This is a genomic window from Methylomonas sp. BW4-1, assembly GCF_052474385.1.
Genome location: NZ_CP184125.1, coordinates 2,935,895 through 2,955,366, shown reverse-complemented (window position 1 = coordinate 2,955,366; position 19,472 = coordinate 2,935,895). Strand labels below are relative to the sequence as shown.

Annotated in this window: 14 protein-coding genes; 11 read left to right on the top strand and 3 right to left on the bottom strand. The window is 52.8% G+C overall.

The window, feature by feature from the left end; all coding sequences use genetic code 11:
• Nucleotides 1–92: 92 nt before the first annotated feature.
• The gene (gene putA, locus ACH5Y9_RS13610) at nt 93–3,173 is read right to left on the bottom strand and encodes a bifunctional proline dehydrogenase/L-glutamate gamma-semialdehyde dehydrogenase PutA (protein ID WP_445366444.1); all 3,081 of its coding nucleotides are present in this window, start codon (nt 3,171–3,173) and stop codon (nt 93–95) included.
• A gap of 123 nt (nt 3,174–3,296) precedes the next feature.
• Here putA and ACH5Y9_RS13605 point away from each other — a divergent pair, with 123 nt between their 5' ends.
• Nucleotides 3,297–4,652: a type VI secretion system contractile sheath domain-containing protein gene (locus ACH5Y9_RS13605; protein ID WP_445366443.1), complete on the top strand. Its 1,356-nt coding sequence runs from the start codon at nt 3,297–3,299 to the stop codon at nt 4,650–4,652.
• Here the strand turns inward: ACH5Y9_RS13605 and dctA are convergent.
• Together dctA and ACH5Y9_RS13595 are read right to left on the bottom strand one after the other, a co-directional pair.
• Nucleotides 4,635–5,945, bottom strand: a complete 1,311-nt coding sequence (dctA, locus tag ACH5Y9_RS13600) for a C4-dicarboxylate transporter DctA (protein ID WP_445366442.1) — start codon at nt 5,943–5,945, stop codon at nt 4,635–4,637. The genes ACH5Y9_RS13605 and dctA overlap by 18 nt on opposite strands.
• A 191-nt stretch (nt 5,946–6,136) precedes the next feature.
• On the bottom strand, nt 6,137–6,718 hold the full coding sequence (locus ACH5Y9_RS13595) for a hypothetical protein (RefSeq protein WP_445366441.1): 582 nt from the start codon (nt 6,716–6,718) through the stop codon (nt 6,137–6,139).
• Nucleotides 6,719–7,099: 381 nt separating this feature from the next.
• Here ACH5Y9_RS13595 and ACH5Y9_RS13590 point away from each other — a divergent pair, with 381 nt between their 5' ends.
• The 10 genes from ACH5Y9_RS13590 to ACH5Y9_RS13545 all read left to right on the top strand — a co-directional run bounded on the left by ACH5Y9_RS13590 (nt 7,100) and on the right by ACH5Y9_RS13545 (nt 19,460).
• Nucleotides 7,100–8,386: an ankyrin repeat domain-containing protein gene (locus ACH5Y9_RS13590; RefSeq protein WP_445366440.1), complete on the top strand. Its 1,287-nt coding sequence runs from the start codon at nt 7,100–7,102 to the stop codon at nt 8,384–8,386.
• A gap of 134 nt (nt 8,387–8,520) precedes the next feature.
• Nucleotides 8,521–9,954, top strand: a complete 1,434-nt coding sequence (locus ACH5Y9_RS13585) for a S8 family peptidase (protein WP_445366439.1) — start codon at nt 8,521–8,523, stop codon at nt 9,952–9,954.
• A 48-nt stretch (nt 9,955–10,002) separates the two neighbouring features.
• Nucleotides 10,003–11,049 carry a hypothetical protein gene (locus tag ACH5Y9_RS13580; protein WP_445366438.1) on the top strand — a complete coding sequence of 349 codons (1,047 nt, stop codon included), beginning with the start codon at nt 10,003–10,005 and terminating at the stop codon, nt 11,047–11,049.
• Nucleotides 11,050–11,304: 255 nt separating this feature from the next.
• Nucleotides 11,305–12,768, top strand: coding sequence for an NAD(P)H-hydrate dehydratase (locus ACH5Y9_RS13575; RefSeq protein ID WP_445366437.1), 1,464 nt, complete (start codon nt 11,305–11,307; stop codon nt 12,766–12,768).
• Entirely contained in the window at nt 12,768–13,238 is a 471-nt protein-coding gene (gene tsaE, locus ACH5Y9_RS13570) for a tRNA (adenosine(37)-N6)-threonylcarbamoyltransferase complex ATPase subunit type 1 TsaE (RefSeq protein WP_205453785.1), read from the top strand. Before ACH5Y9_RS13575 ends, tsaE begins: the two co-directional genes overlap by 1 nt.
• A 35-nt stretch (nt 13,239–13,273) precedes the next feature.
• Nucleotides 13,274–14,830: an N-acetylmuramoyl-L-alanine amidase gene (locus ACH5Y9_RS13565; RefSeq protein WP_445366436.1), complete on the top strand. Its 1,557-nt coding sequence runs from the start codon at nt 13,274–13,276 to the stop codon at nt 14,828–14,830.
• A gap of 85 nt (nt 14,831–14,915) precedes the next feature.
• Entirely contained in the window at nt 14,916–16,796 is a 1,881-nt protein-coding gene (mutL, locus tag ACH5Y9_RS13560) for a DNA mismatch repair endonuclease MutL (RefSeq protein ID WP_445366435.1), read from the top strand.
• Nucleotides 16,797–17,735 (top strand): tRNA (adenosine(37)-N6)-dimethylallyltransferase MiaA, encoded by a 939-nt coding sequence (gene miaA / locus ACH5Y9_RS13555; protein WP_445366434.1) that lies wholly within the window; start codon nt 16,797–16,799, stop codon nt 17,733–17,735.
• Nucleotides 17,728–18,327 (top strand): 5-formyltetrahydrofolate cyclo-ligase, encoded by a 600-nt coding sequence (locus ACH5Y9_RS13550; protein WP_445366433.1) that lies wholly within the window; start codon nt 17,728–17,730, stop codon nt 18,325–18,327. Before miaA ends, ACH5Y9_RS13550 begins: the two co-directional genes overlap by 8 nt.
• Nucleotides 18,324–19,460, top strand: coding sequence for a carboxynorspermidine decarboxylase (locus ACH5Y9_RS13545; RefSeq protein ID WP_445366432.1), 1,137 nt, complete (start codon nt 18,324–18,326; stop codon nt 19,458–19,460). Before ACH5Y9_RS13550 ends, ACH5Y9_RS13545 begins: the two co-directional genes overlap by 4 nt.
• Nucleotides 19,461–19,472 lie beyond the last annotated feature (12 nt).

Below are 19,472 nucleotides of genomic sequence, written 5' to 3'. Positions count from 1 at the left end.
AAGGCAGAAACTAACAACGTTTTTTGTAAAATTACACTATCGATCAGGGCGTGGATTCCAAATTTCGCGAACCGAGACCATAAAATCCATGTTTATTTTCGCAACAACCAAGGATTGCCGCCGATAGCGGTGAGGTTGGTGGTCAGGGTTTGTTCGTTGGCAAAGCGTTGCAAGTAATGGGGGCCGCCGGCTTTCGGGCCGGTGCCGGACAGGCCCATGCCGCCGAACGGTTGCACACCCACCACCGCGCCTATTATGTTGCGGTTAATGTAGATATTGCCGACCCGCGTGTGCTGTTGGATATAGTGCATATTGGCGTTGATGCGGCTGTGGATGCCCAGTGTCAAGCCGTAGCCGCTGGCATTGATGGCCTCGACCACTTTTGCCAGCTCGTTGGCTGGGTAACGGACTATATGCAGGATGGGGCCGAACACTTCGTGGTCAAGGAAGGATAGGGCCGGTATTTCCGCTAACGTCGGTGGAAAAAAACAGCCGTTTGTTAGATCGTCGGTCAAGGGCAGTTGATATAACAGCTTGGAGTCGTGTTCAAGCTTCTCGATGTGCTGATGCAGGGCGGCTAACGCGCGTTGATCGATAATAGGGCCGACGTCGGTGGCAATATCCAGCGGCGAACCGACCCGCAGCAAGCGCATCGCGCCGATCAAGCGCGCAATGACGCTGTCGGCGATAGCCTCCGGCAGAAACAATACCCGCAACGCCGAGCAGCGTTGGCCCGCGCTGTTAAATGCTGATTGTATTGCGTCTACGACCAGCTGTTCCTGATGCGCCGAGCTATCGGCGATCATCACGTTTTGCCCACCGGTTTCGGCAATCAAGCTGGCGATGGCGCTGTCACGCTCAGCCAGTTGCCGATTGATCAGGTGGGCTGTGGCGCTGGAACCGGTAAACGCCACGCCGGCGACGCGCTCGTCGCTCAACAAGTGCCGACCAATCTCGGCGCCGTCGCCCGGCAAAAACTGCAGTACCTGTTCAGGGATGCCGGCGCTATGCAACAGGCGCAAACAGGCCATGGCCGTTAATGATGTTTGTAGCGCCGGTTTTGCGATCACCGTATTGCCGGCCACCAACGCGGCGGCGATTTGACCGACGAAAATCGCAATCGGAAAATTCCAGGGACTGATGCAGACAAACACGCCGCGCCCAAAATGAAACAACTGATTATCTTCGCCGGTGGGGCCGGGCAATTGGCGTGGCTTCCCGAATTGCTCTGCCGCGCAGGCCGCGTAATACCGACAGAGATCGACTGCCTCCCGCACTTCCGCGAGCGCGTCGCGTACGGTTCGGCCACCTTCGCGGAGGCACAGCACCACCAATTCCAGGCGCTGCTGCTCCAATAAATCCGCCGCTTTTTGCAAATACCCGGCGCGGGTTGCAACCGGGCATAAACGCCAGTCATCGAACGCGCGCGTGGCTTGTTGCAAGGCTTGTTCTATATCATTTGCGGAACTGAACACCACCTCGCCAACTAGGCTGTGTTGGTCGTGCGGGCTATAAACCGGATGCGGTTCGCCACGAATTTGTTGACCAGCAATCAATGGTGCGGCTTGCCAAGTCTGGCCCGACATGGCAGCCAATTCCTGTTGCAACTGCTGTAACACTTCGGGATCGCTCAAATTCAGCCCCTCCGAATTCCGGCGTTGCGCGCCGAATAAGTCGCCGGGTACAGCTAGCGGCTTAGATTCCACTTGGTTTAACTGGGTCAACGGATCGCCGGACAGCATGGCAGAGCTAATCGCCGGATGTTCGATTTGATTGATAAACGAGGTATTCGCGCCGTTTTCCAGTAAGCGCCGAACCAGATAAGGCAGCAAATCCCGGTAACTGCCGACCGGCGCATAGACGCGACAGTTGATCGAGTCATGGTTCAATAACTCGTCATACAACGCAGAGCCCATGCCATGCAGACGCTGAAACTCAAAACCCGGATGCTCTTTGCCAAACTCACCAATCGCCGCCACGCTGTGGGCGTTATGCGTGGCAAATTGCGGATAAAAAGCCTGAGGCTTGGAAAGTATCAGCCGAGCGCAAGCTAAATAGGACAAGTCGGTAGCAGGCTTGCGGGTGAACACCGGGTAGTCGTCCCAGCCGTTTTCCTGGGCGCGTTTGATCTCACTATCCCAGTACGCGCCTTTCACCAAGCGGACGGGAATCAGGCGTTGTTGCGATTCGGCCAAGGCTGCTAGCCATTCGATCACCGCGCCAGCGCGTTTTTGATAAGCCTGCACCGCCAGGCCGAAGCCCGGCCAACCGGCTAGCGCCGGATCGTTAAATACAGTCGCAAAAATATCCAAAGACATATCCAGCCGTTCGGCTTCTTCCGCGTCGACAGTCACAGAAATATTCGCCGCGCGGGCCAGCTTAACCAAAGCTAACAGCTTGTCGCTGATGACCGGCACCGCATAACGCTGCTGTAATGGCTCGTAACGCGGATATAGTGCCGACAGCTTGATGGAAATGCCGGGGTTGGTAAATAAATCGGCTGTTGCTGATTCGGCCAGCGTTTCAATGGCATGCCGATAGGCCGCGAAATAGCGTTCCGCATCGTCATTGGTCAAGGCCGCTTCGCCTAGCATATCGAAGGAATAGCGGTAGGCCGGCGCGCGGTCGGCGTGTTCGATAGCGGCCGTTATATTTTCTGCAATGACGAAATGTTCGGCCATTTGCTGCATGGCTTGCTTGATTGCGCTGCGAATCAGCGGTTCTCCCAGCCGGCTTAACACGCCTTCGAAAACCCGTTGTTGAACCAACGCCTCCATTTTGCCGCTGATCCATAAGCCGCCGCTAGCCAGATTGACTGCTACCGAATCGCTGTGCAACCAATGGCTATACCAATCGGCATCGGCGAGTTTGTCGCGCAAGAACAGGTTTTGCGTGTCGCTGTCCGGAATCCGCAGCAGGGCTTCGGCGATGCTCATCAACACGATGCCTTCATCGCTATTCAGGCTGTATTCGTGCAAGAAGGCGTCGAAAATACCCGGCTGTTTATGCTTGGCGCGTACCGCTTCTATCAAGGCTTGCGAACAGGCGCCGATGCTCTGGCTATCGTAATCGCCCAACGTGGCGATTAGGCCGGAGATGGCTTGCGGCTCTGCTTGGGTAAAGACTTGATTGATGCGCTGGCGCAGTTCGGCTAAACGGTTGGCGTTGCTCATGGCTATCACCTGTTGGACTGACACCCATAAGCATACCGCTATCCGGAAAAACCGGCTGGCTTGTTGGACCGGGTTTGCTCTGCTACTGTTGATGGTAAAGCACTGAACGCGCGAGGAGAAAACATGTCAGGCAGAATTGATTTTACGATGGGTTTTAATGCCGGAAAAACGGCCAAGGCCGGCGGCGACAGTAGCTACCGGGTTTATGTGTTCGGCAATTTTTCCGGTGCCGCCGTGCCTTGGGAGCAAAGCAAAATCCGCAAAATCGATGTCGATAACTTTGAGCAAGTGCAGGCGCAAGTCACACCGACACTGGAAGTCAGCTCGGGCATCACGCTGCAATTTCCGGCGTTGGAGGATTTTCATCCCGATGCCTGGTTGGGAAAAGTCAAGCTGCTGGCCGATTTGCGGACTTTAAAATCGGAACTGGGCAACCCCAATACCGCCGCGCAGGCGGCGGCGAAAATTCAGGCCTTTTTTCCTGGCGTAGTCGCCAGCGAAGCAGCAGCGCCTGTGGCGGAAACGGAAAGCCAGGACGATATGTTGGAACGCCTGTTGGGGAAAAAGCCGGAAGGCGCGGTCGCGGCATCCGATTCCTTGGATAGTTTGTTGAAACAGATTGTGGAGCCGCATGTCGCCAAGGACGCTAATCCGCAGCATCGGGCGTTAATTGATGTGATCGACGCCGCGACCGCACAGTTTGTGAAAGCCTTGCTGCATCGGCAGGATTTTCAAGCGTTGGAAGCTTTGTGGCGGGCGACGTATGAATTGGTGCATGAAGAAGCCGCCGACGCGCAACAGCTCTATTTGCTGGATATTAGCCAAGCCCAATTGCTGGCGGAGCTGGAAAAAGGCGGTGAGAGTGTCGTCCAGCGTTTGCAGCAACATATTCAAACCGGTGACGGCGAGCAGGATGTGTTGATCGTGGCCGATTATCTGTTTGCCGATAATGCGGACGATAAGGCTTTGCTGGGTTATTGTGCGGATTTAGCCGCCAAGTGCGGGGCGGGTTTTCTGGCGAGCGCAGGGAACGGTTTGGTGGTCGAGGCATTGCAGAATCCGTCGGATTGGCTGGCATATCGCCAACAGATCCAGGCCGATAGTGTGATCTTGACCTATCCCCGCGTGCTGATGCGTTTACCTTACGGCAGTAAACGCGATCCACTGGAGAGCTTGACGTTTGAAGAGTGCAGTAATATCCCGCAGACCGACGAGTTGTTGTGGGGAAATCCGGCCTTTTTGGCGGCCAGGGTATTGTTGAGAGCTGCTCAGGATGACGCCACCGCAGAGCAATTCTTTTTTGCCGATGTGCCGGCGTTTAGCTACGAACTGGACGGCGAGCAGGTATTGCAGCCGGCGACGGAAGTGGTGTTGAACGAAGCGCAGGCGAATAATCTATTGGCACAAAATATCATGCCGGTCATCGGCTACCGGCAGCGGCAAGGTTTGCGATTGTTGGGTTTAGATACCTTGAGTTGATGGGGCCGGACTTAGCTGCGCCTGCATTTTTTGCCGGTCCAGTTCGCCTTCGGAATGCGACACCACTATCGTCGCTACCGCATTGCCGACGATATTGGTCAAGGCCCGTGCTTCCGACATGAAACGGTCTATGCCCAGGATTAACGAAAGCGCCGCGACCGGTACTGCCGGCACTACCGCCAGTGTAGCCGCCAAGGTGATAAAGCCGGCGCCGGTGACACCGGACGCGCCCTTGCTGGTCAACATCGCGACCAACAATAGCGTTAATTGTTGCGTTAGCGTTAGATCGACATTCAAGGCCTGGGCGACGAACAGCGCGGCCATGGTCAGATAAATATTGGTGCCGTCCAGATTGAACGAGTAGCCGGACGGTATCACCAAGCCCACCACCGAACGCGAGCAGCCCAGTTTTTCCAGCTTATTCATCAGCGGCACCAGCGCCGATTCCGACGAAGAAGTGCCCAGAACCAGCAACATTTCTTCCTTGATATAACGCAGCAGTCGAAAAATATTGAAGCCGGTCAGCGCGGCTATGCTGCCCAGTATCAAGACGATAAACAAGCCGCAGGTCAGATAAAAACTACCCATCAGCGCGGCCAGCGGTTTCAATGCAGCCACACCGTATTTACCGATGGTAAACGCCATCGCCGCGCCGGCCCCGAACGGCGCCAGCTTCATGATCACGCTCATCATCGCAAAAAAGATGTGCGAGCATTCTTCGATAAACACATACACCGATCTGCCGGCGCTGCCCATTTGTTGCAAGGCAAACCCAAACAACACCGCCACCAGTAACACTTGCAGCAAATCGCCGGAACCGGTGAAGGCATCGGTAAAGGTTTTGGGGATGATATGCAACAAAAAGTCGGCTGTGCTTTGCTGGCTGGCTTGTTTCACATAACCGGAGACGGCTTGCGCGTCCAACGTGCTCGGATCGACGTTAAAGCCTTGGCCGGGTTTGAGCAGATTGGCCACCAGCACGCCCAGCGCCAGCGCGAAAGTCGAGACAATCTCAAAATACAGCAAGGCTTTGACGCCCACCCGGCCAGCCTTTTTCATATCGTCGGCACCGGCGATGCCCAGCACAATAGTGCAAAACACCACCGGCCCTATCAGCATCTTGATCAGGCTGATGAAGCCGTCGCCTATGGGTTTGAGCGTCACGGCATGTTCAGCCTCCAGATAACCGAACAGGCCGCCGGCACCGATAGCCATTAGAACCCATAGATAGAGGCGGGCGGAGGGGCTGGATGTTTGTGACGATAGCGGTTTGCTGAGGTTTTCCGAGTTCATGGTTTAGCGCGTGGCTCTCAGGATTTTGCGCGGGTGTTGAGCGCACTATCGTTTAAAAGCGGCGTGTAAGGCAAGGATAAGTTACAAGGCTAACAGCCCGTCCTACGATGGCAGCGAGCCGCTCGTCGGCACCTTAAACTACAAGGCTATGGCTGTTCGACTTCTACAAAGCAGTTGTTAGCGCCTTCCGGTTATTTTTCTTCCTTCTTGTCGAACACGCCGCTAAAACTAAAACCAATATCGATTTTGCCGATTTCCTCTATCACTTTCTGGCTTAACTCGCCGACCGGCTTATCGGAAAACACCGCATAGCGCATCAGGTTTTCCGTGTAGGTTTGCTTGTCCTTATACTGGCTGTAAAACGCGAACATCAATGCGGCGATGCCTGTCACCGTGGTTTGCACTATCGCCGACTTATACCATTCGCGCTCGCCCAGCCGGTCTTTCAACAACACCCCCAGCGAAGGCCACAAAAATACCGCCACCGCCGAAATCAGCGACAGCCAGAAAAACACTTTATTTAAAATCGCATAACTCCTGGCTTTAACATACAAATCGTAAATCAACACCAGCTTGCGCTCTTCGTCTACAGTTGTAGGCTTTGCCGTGCTCGTTGAATCTGTCTTACAGACGGCGGTTTTGGCGTAATCCATCAGCAACTTCGCGCTGGTTTGATTGGGGTTGAGGATGCCCACTACATCTTTATCGCAGGATTCCGACGCGCAGCCGCTCAGCGCAAGCAGTGTCATGATGATTAACAGAAATTGGCGCATGGTTTTGCTCCGTATCGATTTAGTGGGGCAATTGTGACATAAGCGGCGTGATGGATTGTCCGTAAAATAATGCCCGGCGAGATTTGGCAGAGTGTTTTTCGGTAGTGTTTTTCTGCGATGGGATGTCTGGAACTTTTGGGGATCGACAAACATTTGCCCTTTACAGTCTGTGGCATTATCTGGTTGATTGACTAAAATTTATCGTTACCAATTATTGTAACTCGAAGACATTATAAATGCGGCGAGAAATGTTGAATATTTTCTAGAAACTGCCTCATCTCTGACTAATTTCTGGAAAGTATAGGGACATCATGCAACCGCTTGTTATGCTACTCGTGATATTTCGTAATTAAATGAATTTTGGATTTAGCGGTGCAAAAGATGCGTAGCAAACACAAGGAAATAAAAAAATTTATAAAATCTAATATTTGTTTTCTATTTTTATTTTTTAGTTGCATCGCTGAAGCAAATAAGCCAGGTTATGTTGGCCCTGTAATAAAAGAAATAAAATTTTCGTTAGAAGATAAAAATGTTATTTATGCGGTTATCGGAAATTCAGATAAATTCATAAGTTTCGATAAAGGCTTATCGTGGGCTTATCAGAATCGAAGGACTAAGCTATCTTTTGACATAAAAACTAGAAATACGAGCAAGAATAATATGGGCGAACTTTGTGTTGATGGAGTAGAGGCGCCTTCGTCGCCTAATATTATTTATGCAATTTGTTATAGAGACTCCAATTCAGGAGGCCATAGCAACTTCAAGAAAAGCATTGACTATGGCGAAACATGGGAAATACTAGGTGATGGTTTACCAGGCAGTTGGTTTGCCATCATTTTGGCTGTTGACCCGCGCGATCCTAACCTATTGTTCGCAGGATGGCTTGGCGGCCGGCTCTTCCGGTCGCTGGATGGCGGTAAAACTTGGAAGCCGTCCGACAAGGGTTTGATCGATAAACACGATCCCGCTCGACGATATTTGATGCAACCGGACTTGCACAAGTCGGTGCTCGATAATGATTTAAAGCAGATTGAAAAATTATTAAAGAGTGGCGCCAATATTGAAGAGATGGCCGAAGGAAAATCGCCGCTATTGTTGGCTATTAACTTGGGCCTTGTAAAAGCCGCCAAAGTGCTTTTATCGCATGGCGCTAATATTCATGTCCGAGATTCTAATGGGGCGTCGGCGCTCTATTTCGCAATTAATAGTAAAAATTCAGAATTGGCAGAGCTTGTATTCAATGCTGGCCTTAAGTTAGATGAGCCGATTTCGACAGCATTTCTTTCTGATCCTCTAATGTATAGTATCGATGCGCCAATAAATATCGAATTGATTAAGCTTTTGGTAAAGAAAGGTGCTAGTTTGGATAGCCCCTATTTGATGGCGAGGGCAATAGACTATAATTTGAATTACCGAGACTCAGATGCTAAGCAACTTGAGTTGGTAAAATTTCTTTTTCAGAAAGGTGTGCCGTTGGATTATGAAAACAACGGCAATAATTTGGTCCATTATGCTGCGTGGTTATGCAAGCCCGATATCGTCCGATTTTTTCTGCAAAAAGGTCTTTCTGCCAAAATAACGAATGCATCGGACTTGCGTCATCCAGCTGATGGAAATTTGGCTTGCTATCAAGAATCAAAAGCACTAATAGATCAGTTGTCAAAATAGATTCTTGGGGCTTTAAAATGTATTTTTCATAATAAAATTATCAATTTTTTTTGTTACGTAACTTTTATTGTCTGATGCATAAAATAGTTTCGCTTTACGTTTGCGCCACCTTTGCCTGTTGGTTATCAAAAGACGTGAGAGCGGAAATAGCCGCCGAACCTACGACCAACCAAGGAGACACAATTTTACGAGTAAATCAGACGAGAACTGACTACGCTCTGAACGGAGCGGGTATTACCGTCGCCGTTATCAGCGACAGTTTCAATTGCTTGGGCGGTGCGGATATTGGGCAAGCCAGCGGCGAATTGCCACCAACAGTGACGGTAGTGAAAGAAGCCGATTGTAAAGGCGAAAAGACGCTCGACGAAGGCCGGGCGATGCTGGAAGTGGTACATGATCTGGCGCCTGGCGCCAATTTGCTGTTTCACGCGATGGGCGACAATCCCGGCGATTTGACGCACGCCTTGAATCAAGTGGCCGATCACGGTGCGCAAATTATCGTTGATGATGCGGTGTATTTTAGCGAACCAATGTTTCAGGATGGGCCTGCATCGCAAACGATTGATCGGCTGGTAGTCGAACGCGGCATCGCTATTTTCTCGTCGGCAGGCAACGCCGGCCTTAACAGCTATCAATCTGCATTTACCGATAGCGGTCGCTATCCTTTGGGTGAAAAGCATGGTGTCGCCCACGACTTCAATCCCGATCCAAACAAAACCGACATCTGCCAAACGATTACGGTCGGCGCCGATGCGTTTACTGTATTGAGTTTGCAGTGGGATCAACCGGCCAAGTCGATTAGCGGCGGTAATGGTTCGGCTAGTGATCTGGACGTTGTGGTTTATGATGATCCGGCGTGCAAGCGCGTCAGTCAAGCCTGGGTCATCGGTGGTTCAACCGATAATTTGGGTGGGGACCCCGTTGAAGTGGTCGGATTCGATAATAAAGGCAACCGCCGTCGAAAGACCGTCGGTTTGAGCATTTTGAAAGTGGCCGGTCCCTCGCCTAGCTTACTGAAATACATCCTGAGCGGCAGCTCGCTACCTAGCGAACACCCAAGTATCGACGAGTACCGCAACGATCCGAAAACCATCTCTTCAGTGTTCGGTCATGCTAATGCTGCGAACGTTTTCAGCGTCGGCGCCATAGAAGCCGGCCAGGGCAAAATGCCGTCAGCGCCGAGTTACTATTCCTCGCCCGGCGGCTTGCCGGTCTTATTCGATAATCAAGGCAAGCGTTTAGCCGAGCCTGTCGTCCGGCAACATGTCGATGCCGTGGCTCCCACCAACGTCAATACCAGTTTCTTTTCCAAAACCCGTCCGGATCTGGAAAAAGACGGCAAGCCTAACTTCACCGGCACTTCTGCTGCGGCTCCCCATGCCGCCGCAGTGGCTGCTTTGGTGCTGCAGGCTGCATCGAAAAAAGGTCTGAGTTTGCAGCCTCTCGAACTTTACGAAGTGTTACGGCGTAGCAGTTTGGATTTGGGAGACATCGGTTATGACTCGTCAACGGGATATGGGTTGCTCGCCGCCGACAAAGCTCTGAAGGCTTTGTCCAATGAGCAATAATTCCCGCATATCGGGGCGATAAGCTTTATTAAGCAACTAGGGATCACCATGCGTAAATTACTCAGTTCTGCCGCGTTACTGTTGATACAGGCATGTACAACAGAAAAGCCTTTAGATAATCCGATCAACGATACCCTCATTCCATTTCCTGTCGAGCAACCGCCCAGTTGCAGTTTCGGAAATCTGGAGTTGAATGACAGTGTTGTTGTCCTAGCGGCTGGCGGCGGAGAGGGTAAAGAGCTTGATTTTGTCATAGAGCAAAAAAGCGGTAATGCTGCTAAAAAAATAGATGTTGCAGTCAACTCAATCGATAAACCGGTTGTATTGATGCTGGGTACTTATAACCCCACGATTTGGAATATAGGCTGGACGCCTGGCACCAAAATTTTAGCCGTTTCCGTTTTTGGTTATCACAAACAACGTGTTTCCGGATTGCCTGCCGGTACGCCGGTATTGGTAAGTAGTTACGATGAAGGTGGTCCGTGCGAATTAACGGCGCTAACAAACAATAAAACGGGTTCGAATGAAGACAAACAAGCCCAGCAACTTTTTAATCGGCCGATAGCGGGTTTTAGTCGAGTGGCGAGAGGTAAAGTGACGATTGGCGACCCTATAGCTTATGGTGTGAGTTTGGTGACTTCGAACGCAAACCCACTCGAATCATTTCGTGAGCCGAATACACCGCTAGCCGGGAGTGCCGGCTTGGAACAGGCCTTGAAGGAAAACATATTAAGAAAGGCAACATTAAACGATGTCGCGGAATGGACCAGATTGCTTACACAAAAGTATGCTCAAATGCATAAAAAGCCACCTGATATTCCTCCGTATCTGGATAATGCATTTATGGTCTTGAAAGAATTTGTCTGTCCTGCCGGATTATATGGTAGCCATTCTGCAAATTTCTATGTCGCCAAAGGAGTTCCTTACCCGAAGGGCGATTGCGGCCATTCGAGTATTTACGATTTCAATTCCATGATGCTCGAATGTAGTGCGGGTAGTGCTTGTGGGGAAGATATCCTTAACGGAAGAATCGGCGCAGGCGCGATGCGGCGCATGACGACTATTAACTCGGGTCCTAGTAAGCCCGGCGATTAAATAGAGGAAGCGTGTCGGAAAACTATTGGACTACAATCGTCTTTGAACTCATCCCTTTGAATGCAGATAAACATTCGGCATTGGATATTTGCGTTCGGTTTGTTTCGTAAACGCTGATTGCATACTGGTCTACTTACGCTATCTGCACGTAAGCAGACGCTGAAGAACCGGAGTTAAACGGCAACTCTTGGCTGATTTTTCAGTAGTCCCGGCAAGATCAGCGAAACCCCCTTCGATTTCCCCAAGGCATAAGCTATGCAAACACCCTCAAACAAACTCTATTGCACCGCCCAAATCCGCGAAGCCGAGCGTTATGTGATCGACGAACTGGGGATTTCTGGTAGGGAATTGATGCGGCGGGCCGGATACGCGCTGTTCGAACAAATACAGCGGCGTTGGCCGGAACACGCCGCGATCACGGTGTTTTGCGGCGGCGGCAATAATGGCGGCGATGGTTATGAGGTGGCGACGCTGGCCTTGCAGGCTAATTATCAGGTAACCGTTTACGCCTTGACCGATCCGCATGGATTGCCGGGCGATGCGCTTGCTGCGTATCAAGATTTTTTAAATGCTGGAGGTTGTGTCAGCGACTTCGAAGCCGGGCAATCCAGGCTGCAAGGCGTGATCGTCGATGCTTTATTCGGAATTGGTTTGAGTCGGGAAGTCGGGCAAGGTTATGCGTTAGCTATCACCGCGATTAACGATTCAGCCTGTCCGGTAGTTGCCGTGGATGTACCGTCCGGCTTACACGCCTACACCGGTTCGGTGTTGGGCTGCGCGGTTAAGGCCGATGTGACGGTGACTTTTATCGGTTTGAAGTGCGGCTTGTTTACCGGCGCAGCACCGGAATATTGCGGTGAGATTATTTGCAATAATTTGGATATCGACGCGGCAGTGTTGGCGGCAATGCCCCCGTTCGCGGAATTGCTGGAAAAGTTAGCGTTACCGCGCCGTCCGCGGACGGCGCACAAAGGCGATTTTGGTCACGTACTTTTGATCGGCGGCAACCTGGGTTATACCGGGGCGATTCGTTTGGCGGGTGAGGCGGCCTTGCGTTCCGGGGCTGGTCTGGTTAGTATCGCCACCCGCGCCGCGCATAGCGGGCTGATCAATATCGGCCGGCCGGAGTTGATGTGCCACGGCGTGGAATGCGGCGAAACGCTGCACGCCTTACTGGATAAAGCCAGCGTCATCGTGATCGGGCCCGGCCTTGGTCAGGACGATTGGGCCAGGGAAATGTTTGGCACCGTCATGGGTCGCGATAAGCCTTGCGTGCTTGATGCCGACGCGCTGAATTTGCTGGCGGAGCAACCGAAGCGCCACGACAACTGGGTTTTAACACCGCACCCCGGCGAAGCCGCGCGCTTGTTGGCATGTAATACCCGGCAAATCTCGGCAGACCGCTTTGCAGCCTTATCGGATATTCAGAGTCAGTACGGTGGTATCTGTTTGTTAAAAGGCGCCGGTACCTTGATTAGCAACGGTGAAACGGTATATGTCGGCACCACCGGTAATCCCGGCATGGCCAGCGGCGGCATGGGCGATGTGTTGTCCGGCTTGATCGGCGGTTTGCTGGCGCAAGGCTTGAGTTTGGAGCAGGCGACTAGGCTGGGTGTTTATGTGCATGGCGAAGCGGCTGACAGTCTGACTGCAGAATTGGGCGAGCGCGGCTTGTTGGCCGGTGATTTGCCGGAACGAATCAGGAAATTATTGAATTAATGAACATCACGCTGGAAACCCCCGAAGATACCGAAGCGCTGGGTGCCGCGCTTTGGCAAGCCTTGCCGGCAAAATGCCTGCTGTTTTTGTACGGCGATTTGGGTGCCGGCAAGACGACGCTGGTGCGCGGCTTATTGCGCGCTGCCGGCCACTCAGGCGCGGTAAAAAGCCCTACTTACACCTTGGTCGAGGAATACGAAGTTGATGGTCGGCGCTTGTTTCATTTTGATTTGTATCGGCTGAAGGACCCCGAGGAATTGGAGTGGATGGGCATGGACGATTATCTCAACCAAAACGCATTGTGCTGCATCGAATGGCCGCAAATGGGTGCCGGCTTTCTGCCCAATGCCGATGTGGAGGTTAGCTTGAATTATTTTCAACAGCAACGTACCGCTGAAATCAATGTGTTAGCAAAAAATCGGCTTGGCGACATAAAACTAAACTGGAAAAACAATAACCTACTGCTATAATTTCAACGAAGTTGTCACTAGTGGAAATGTGGGGTATGCAGCAGATGTCTAAAATTTTCTGGATATGGGGTTTGTTATTACCCACGTTTTCGGTGCTCGCGGCTCAGACTGAACTGGGTCCGATCAGTTATTCATCCACCAACCAACTGCTGGTCAATTTGCCGAGCACGGTCAAGCATCATGCGTTTGTGTTGAAAAGTCCCAATCGTCTGGTTATGGATTTTAGCGATGCCAAAATGGCGCAGGATTTGAATCAACCGGTTGCGGATCATCCCTTGTTTGGTTTTGCCCGCAGCGCAATGCGTAACAACAAGGATTTGCGTATCGTCGTCGAATTGAAATCTGATGCGGACGCCAAAGTCGCGATGGTCGGTAAGAATTTACAAATCGATTTGGCGGCAAAAGATCAGCCAGCGCAGCCGCAATTGACAGCCAAGCCGGCGGAAAGAGCATTTACTCTGGTTGCGGCGGTTAAAACGGAAAAGCCGACAGCTACCCCGGAGGTTGCTGCTGCCGAAAAAGCCGATAAATCCACTAAAAAATCCGAGACCACTGCCAAACCTGTCGCGGTTAAATCGGTCGCCAAAGCCAAAGGCCGTCACATCATCGTTGCTATCGACGCTGGTCATGGCGGCAAAGATGTCGGTGCGCAGGGCGCGAACGGCACGCAAGAAAAAGACGTGGTGTTTGCGATTGCCAAGAGTCTACAAGGCATGGTTAACAGCCAGCCGGGTATGAAAGCAGTGATGATTCGCGATGGTGACTATTTTGTGAAATTAAACGAACGCCGCCGCATTGCTCGCGCGGCGAAGGCCGATTTGTTTGTGTCGATACACGCCGATGCGTTTAGCGACAGCCAGGCGCACGGTGCTTCGGTTTATACGTTGGCCAATAAAGGCGCGTCCAGTGCCGGCGCCACGTGGCTGGCTAACAGCGAAAACGCGGTGGACGGCGGTGCCGGCGAAGATAGGGACGATACCTTAACGTCAGTCTTAATGGATTTATCCAATAAGGCGGCGAAGGAAGCCAGCCAAAACATCGGTAATAAGGTGTTGAGAAGCGTGAAGGGTGTTGGTCATTTGCATCGCAATACCGTGCAAAAAGCCGGATTCGTCGTGTTAAAGTCGGCGGAAATTCCGTCTATCCTGGTCGAAACCGCATTTATTTCCAATCCGGAAGAAGAGCGCCGTTTAAACACCAAGGCTTATCAAAACAAGATGGCATCAGCCGTATTTAGCGGCATTGTCGGCCACTTTAAACAATATGCTCCGGCCGATACGATGATGGCGCAGCTGAATCGTTCCGGCAAATCCAAAGCCGTGCAATTGGCGGCAGTGGATCTGGATGACAATGAACCGGTGGCTAAAGCAAAACCGGAACAAAAACCGGTGTTGGCTGCTAGAGAGCTGGATGCCGCTCCGGCAGTGGTGGCAAGTAATGCAGGCACTCACCATGTCATCAATCGCGGCGAAACCCTGTCCGGCATCGCCCAGCAATACGGCATAAGCATGCGGGCCTTGCGGATGGCGAATGCGATGAATGACGGCAATGTTCGGGTTGGTCAGGTGTTGCAAATTCCGCATGACAGCTGATTAAACTATCTTAAAACGGGGCGAATCATTTCGCCCCGTTTCATTTCCATCCGCTAAAATACGCGCTTTTGTTTGAGCGCGGCCAATGCGGATTCATGCTTTACCTACCCAATTAGTCAATCAAATCGCTGCCGGCGAGGTGGTCGAGCGGCCGGCGTCCGTGGTCAAAGAACTGGTGGAAAATTGTTTCGATGCTGGCGCCACCCAGATTCAAATCGATGTGGAGCAGGGCGGCACTCGGCAAATTCGAATCCGCGATAATGGTTGCGGCATCGTTAAGGATGACCTGGCTTTGGCTTTATCCCGGCATGCCACCAGCAAGATTGCTTCGTTGGATGATTTGGAGCATGTGATCAGCATGGGCTTTCGCGGCGAGGCCTTGCCCAGCATCAGTTCGGTGGCGCGTTTGACTCTGATTTCCCGTACTGCCGATGCCGACTGCGCCTGGCAGGTCAGCGCCGACGGCACCGAGCAAAACTTCGATCCACAACCCGATCCGCATCCGCCCGGTACCACGGTGGATGTGCGCGACCTGTTTTACAACACCCCGGCTCGGCGTAAGTTTTTAAAAGCCGAGAAGACCGAGTTTTCTCACATAGAAAGCCTGATTCAAAAATTGGCTTTGGCGCGTTTTGATGTCGGTTTTGTGTTGAATCACAATCAGCGCGAAGTGCTGAATCTCAAACCGGCTGACACCCAAGCCGCCCAGGAAAAACGCATCGCGGCAATTTGCGGCTCGGCTTTTGTCGAGAATTGCGTGAAGATAGATTTTGCGGCGTCGGGCTTGCATTTACATGGTTGGGTCGGCTTGCCGACCTTTTCTCGCAGCCAGCAGGATATGCAGTTTTTCTACGTCAACGGTCGCTTAATCAAAGACCGCTTGGTCGCCCACGCCGTCAAGCAGGCCTATCAGGATGTGCTGTATCACGGTCGGCATCCGGTGTTTGTGTTGTACTTGGAACTCGACCCAGCGCTGGTTGACGTCAATGCGCATCCGACCAAATTGGAAGTGCGGTTCCGGGAAGGGCGGATGGTGCACGATTTTCTGTTTCAGGCCTTGCATCGTAGTTTGGCCGATCAACGACCCGGCGCTACCGCGGTGGCGCAGCACATTGAAACTGTAGGCGAAGTTTCGCCTGCGCAAGCGCCGATGACGCAGTTGCGGACGCCTTTGAATCAGCAAACCTCTTTACCGCTGACGATGCCGGAGTCGGGTGTGGATAGCATGCCGCAACGAGTCGCACCCGAAGCATTCGGCGCTTATCGCTACCCGTCGGAGCGAGCCAATATGTCGGATGTGGCCGAGCAAATTAAAGCGTACGGCAAGCTGTATCCGCAGACCGAGCGCGCCAGCTCAACCCAGCCAGTCGGCGACTCGCCGATACCGCCACTGGGTTTTGCGTTGGCGCACATCCACAATATTTACATTCTGGCGGAAACGGCCCACGGCATTATTTTGGTAGATGCCCACGCTGCCCACGAGCGGGTGACGTATGAACGGTTGAAACAGCATTACCACAATCGGGCGATAGTCTCCCAGCCCTTGCTGTTGCCGATCAAATTGCAAGTCACCGCCGCCGAGGCCGATCTGGCGGAGCAAGAGCACGAATTTTTTATGAATCTGGGTTTCGAAATCAACCGTTCCGGCCCGGAAACAGTGGTCCTCAGAGCCACGCCGGCCCTGCTGGCTAAAGCTGATGTCGATCAGTTGGTGCGCGACATTCTGGCCGATCTGGTCACCCACGGCGTCAGTCACAAAGCCCAGGAAAGTATTAACGCGATTTTGGCGACCATGGCTTGTCACAGCTCGGTGCGGGCCAAGCGCAAACTCAGCATCGAAGAAATGAATGCCTTGCTGCGCGACATGGAGCAAACCGAGCGCATCGGCCAATGCAACCACGGCAGACCGACCTGGGTGGCGCTGAGCCATCAGGACTTGGACCGGTTTTTCATGCGTGGGCAATAAATGAGCGAGTTGCAAAAACCGTCGGCCATTCTGTTGATGGGGCCGACCGCATCCGGCAAGACCGCGCTGGGCGTGGCGCTGGCGCAAGCCTTGGACACGGAAATCATTAGCGTCGATTCCGCCTTGGTTTACCGTGGCATGGACATCGGCACCGCCAAACCCACATTAGCCGAGCGCGACGGCGTGCCGCATCATTTAATCGACATTCTCGATCCCCGCGAAAGTTTTTCCACCGGTCAATTCCGTGACCGCGCTTTGGCGTTGATGGCGGATATGACTGAACGTGGCAAGTTGCCGATTTTGGTGGGTGGCACGATGCTGTACTTCAGCGCCTTGACCCAAGGTTTGGCGCAATTGCCGGCCGCGGACCCAGAGATTCGCCAACGATTGGACCACGAATTGCAAACCTTGGGGAAAGACGCCTTGCATGCCCGACTGGCGCAAGTCGACCCGCAAGCCGCGGCGCGGATCCACGTCAACGACCCGCAACGGATTCAACGGGCGCTGGAGGTCTTTGAAATCAGCGGCCGGCCGCTATCCAGTTTCTTCGACGCCGATCAGCAGGCCGAGCATCCGTATCGGTTTATCAAATTGATTATTGCGCCTGAGCAGCGCAACACCTTGCACGACAAGATCGCCGAGCGCTTCGATCTGATGCTGAAACACGGTTTTCTCGACGAAGTGCAGGCTTTATGGCGACGCGGCGATCTGGACGAGAGCATGCCGTCGATACGCTGTGTTGGGTATCGGCAGGCTTGGTCCTATCTAAGCGGCGAATACGACCTGGCAACCATGCGGGATAAAGCCATCATCGCCACTCGTCAATTGGCCAAACGGCAATTTACCTGGCTACGTAAAGAACAGGATGCCCAGCATTTGATCACCGGCTCTAAAGACCTAGTCAGCCAAGCCTTAGCCTATTGCCGCGCCTATGAATAAAGCCGAACAACGCCAAATCGCCTACGCAGCGCGTCATGCGCAGGCCGATAAAGATGCGATCAGCGCCGACATTTGCCGGCGTGTCGTCGAGCAAGCCTGGTATCAAGCAGCTAAGACGGTGATGTGGTATTTGCATTGCCGTTCAGAGGTGCAGACGCTGTCTAGCGTAGAAGCTGAACTAAATGCCGGTAAGCGCATAGTCGTACCTTATTGTACGGTCGATACCGCGGGCCATAAGCAACTGGGTTTGTGGCAGCTGGAATCACTCGACGAATTGCAAGCGGGCATGTGGAATATTCTTGAGCCGCCGCGGGCACGTTGGCTGGAGCCGGCAAAACAAGTGGCCGCCGATGAGCTGGATGTGGTCATTGTGCCCGGCGTGGCTTTTGACAAGCAAGGCGGGCGCTTGGGCAACGGTGCCGGTTATTACGACTGGCTACTGCAAAAAGTGCGGCCCGACGCGGTGTTGGCGGCGATTTGCTATGAAGCCCAACTATTGCCGCAGGTGGCAATGGATGCACATGATGTGTTCATGGACTATGTGCTTACCGAGCGCGCGATTTATTCAGGCAACAGGCATGCTCAACGATGAATTGGCTCGAGCTAAAGCAACAAATTCCCACCAGCCCCGCCTTGGTGCTGGACGAGACGCAAATTCTCGCCAATCTAACACCGCTACAAGCGCTAAAGCAGGCAAGCGGCTGCAAGATTTTGTATTCGATGAAGGCGCTGCCGTTGGCGGCATTGCTGGCGCTGATAAAAGATCAAATCGACGGCTTTTCGGTCAGTTCCTTGTTCGAGGCGCGACTGGCGAAAGAGGTTTTGGGTGACGGCGGCAGTATTCATTTGACCACGCCGGGCTTGCGCCCCGACGAGTTCGCAGAGTTGGGCCGGCTTTGCAGTCATATCAGTTTCAATTCCTTGCCGCAGCATCAGCGGCTACAGGGGATGGTCGGCGATTATTCGCCAGGTTTGCGAGTTAATCCCAAGCTGTCTTTTGCTGACGATCAACGCTATGACCCGTGCCGGCCGCATTCCAAATTGGGCGTCGATATCGAGCTGTTGCGGGATGGTTTGCCGGCTGGTGTTGAAGGACTGCATTTTCACTCGGTATTTGCCTGCCGGGATTTTAGGCCCTTGCAACACACGCTGGAAAAGCTGCGGCCCATTCTAAAATGCAATCGGCTTAAATGGCTGAATCTGGGCGGCGGCTATTTGTATCACGCCATCGCCGATCACCAGGATGTTGCCGAATTGATCAGGGATGTGCGAGCCGAATTTGGCGTCGATGTGTATCTGGAGCCGGGAAAGGGGGTGGTCGGTAATGCCGGTTATTTGTTGGCCACCGTGTTGGACCGGTTTGTCAGTGACGGCAAGCAGGTGTTGATTTTGGATACCTCCGTGAATCATCATCCGGAAGTGTTCGAATATCAGATGAAACCGCGGTTGCTGGAAGAAGAGGGTGCCGGTGAACAGTCGGCAATTTTGGCGGGCTCGACCTGCCTGGCTGGTGATGTGTTCGGCGAATATCGGTTTGGGCGGATTCCCGAGGTTGGCGAGCGTTTAGTGTTTGCCGACGTGGGGGCGTATTCGCTGATCAAGGCTAACCGGTTTAACGGTTATCAATTGCCGGATGTTTACAGTGTCAATCGGGCCGGCTGGGTGCTGCAAAAACGTGATAGCTATGCCGATTATCGCCGACAATGGGCGAATAGCGGCGATTAGCGTTTCGCTGCC

Bases quoted from the DNA above. Each gene is read 5' to 3' on its own strand.
- putA (WP_445366444.1), bottom strand. From the start codon at position 3,173: ATGAGCAACGCCAACCGTTTAGCCGAACTGCGCCAGCGCATCAATCAA.
- miaA (WP_445366434.1), top strand. From the start codon at position 16,797: ATGAGCGAGTTGCAAAAACCGTCGGCCATTCTGTTGATGGGGCCGACC.
- ACH5Y9_RS13595 (WP_445366441.1), bottom strand. From the start codon at position 6,718: ATGCGCCAATTTCTGTTAATCATCATGACACTGCTTGCGCTGAGCGGC.
- ACH5Y9_RS13565 (WP_445366436.1), top strand. From the start codon at position 13,274: ATGCAGCAGATGTCTAAAATTTTCTGGATATGGGGTTTGTTATTACCC.
- tsaE (WP_205453785.1), top strand. From the start codon at position 12,768: ATGAACATCACGCTGGAAACCCCCGAAGATACCGAAGCGCTGGGTGCC.
- ACH5Y9_RS13575 (WP_445366437.1), top strand. From the start codon at position 11,305: ATGCAAACACCCTCAAACAAACTCTATTGCACCGCCCAAATCCGCGAA.
- dctA (WP_445366442.1), bottom strand. From the start codon at position 5,945: ATGAACTCGGAAAACCTCAGCAAACCGCTATCGTCACAAACATCCAGC.
- ACH5Y9_RS13580 (WP_445366438.1), top strand. From the start codon at position 10,003: ATGCGTAAATTACTCAGTTCTGCCGCGTTACTGTTGATACAGGCATGT.
- mutL (WP_445366435.1), top strand. From the start codon at position 14,916: ATGCGGATTCATGCTTTACCTACCCAATTAGTCAATCAAATCGCTGCC.
- ACH5Y9_RS13545 (WP_445366432.1), top strand. From the start codon at position 18,324: ATGAATTGGCTCGAGCTAAAGCAACAAATTCCCACCAGCCCCGCCTTG.
- ACH5Y9_RS13605 (WP_445366443.1), top strand. From the start codon at position 3,297: ATGTCAGGCAGAATTGATTTTACGATGGGTTTTAATGCCGGAAAAACG.
- ACH5Y9_RS13590 (WP_445366440.1), top strand. From the start codon at position 7,100: ATGCGTAGCAAACACAAGGAAATAAAAAAATTTATAAAATCTAATATT.
- ACH5Y9_RS13550 (WP_445366433.1), top strand. From the start codon at position 17,728: ATGAATAAAGCCGAACAACGCCAAATCGCCTACGCAGCGCGTCATGCG.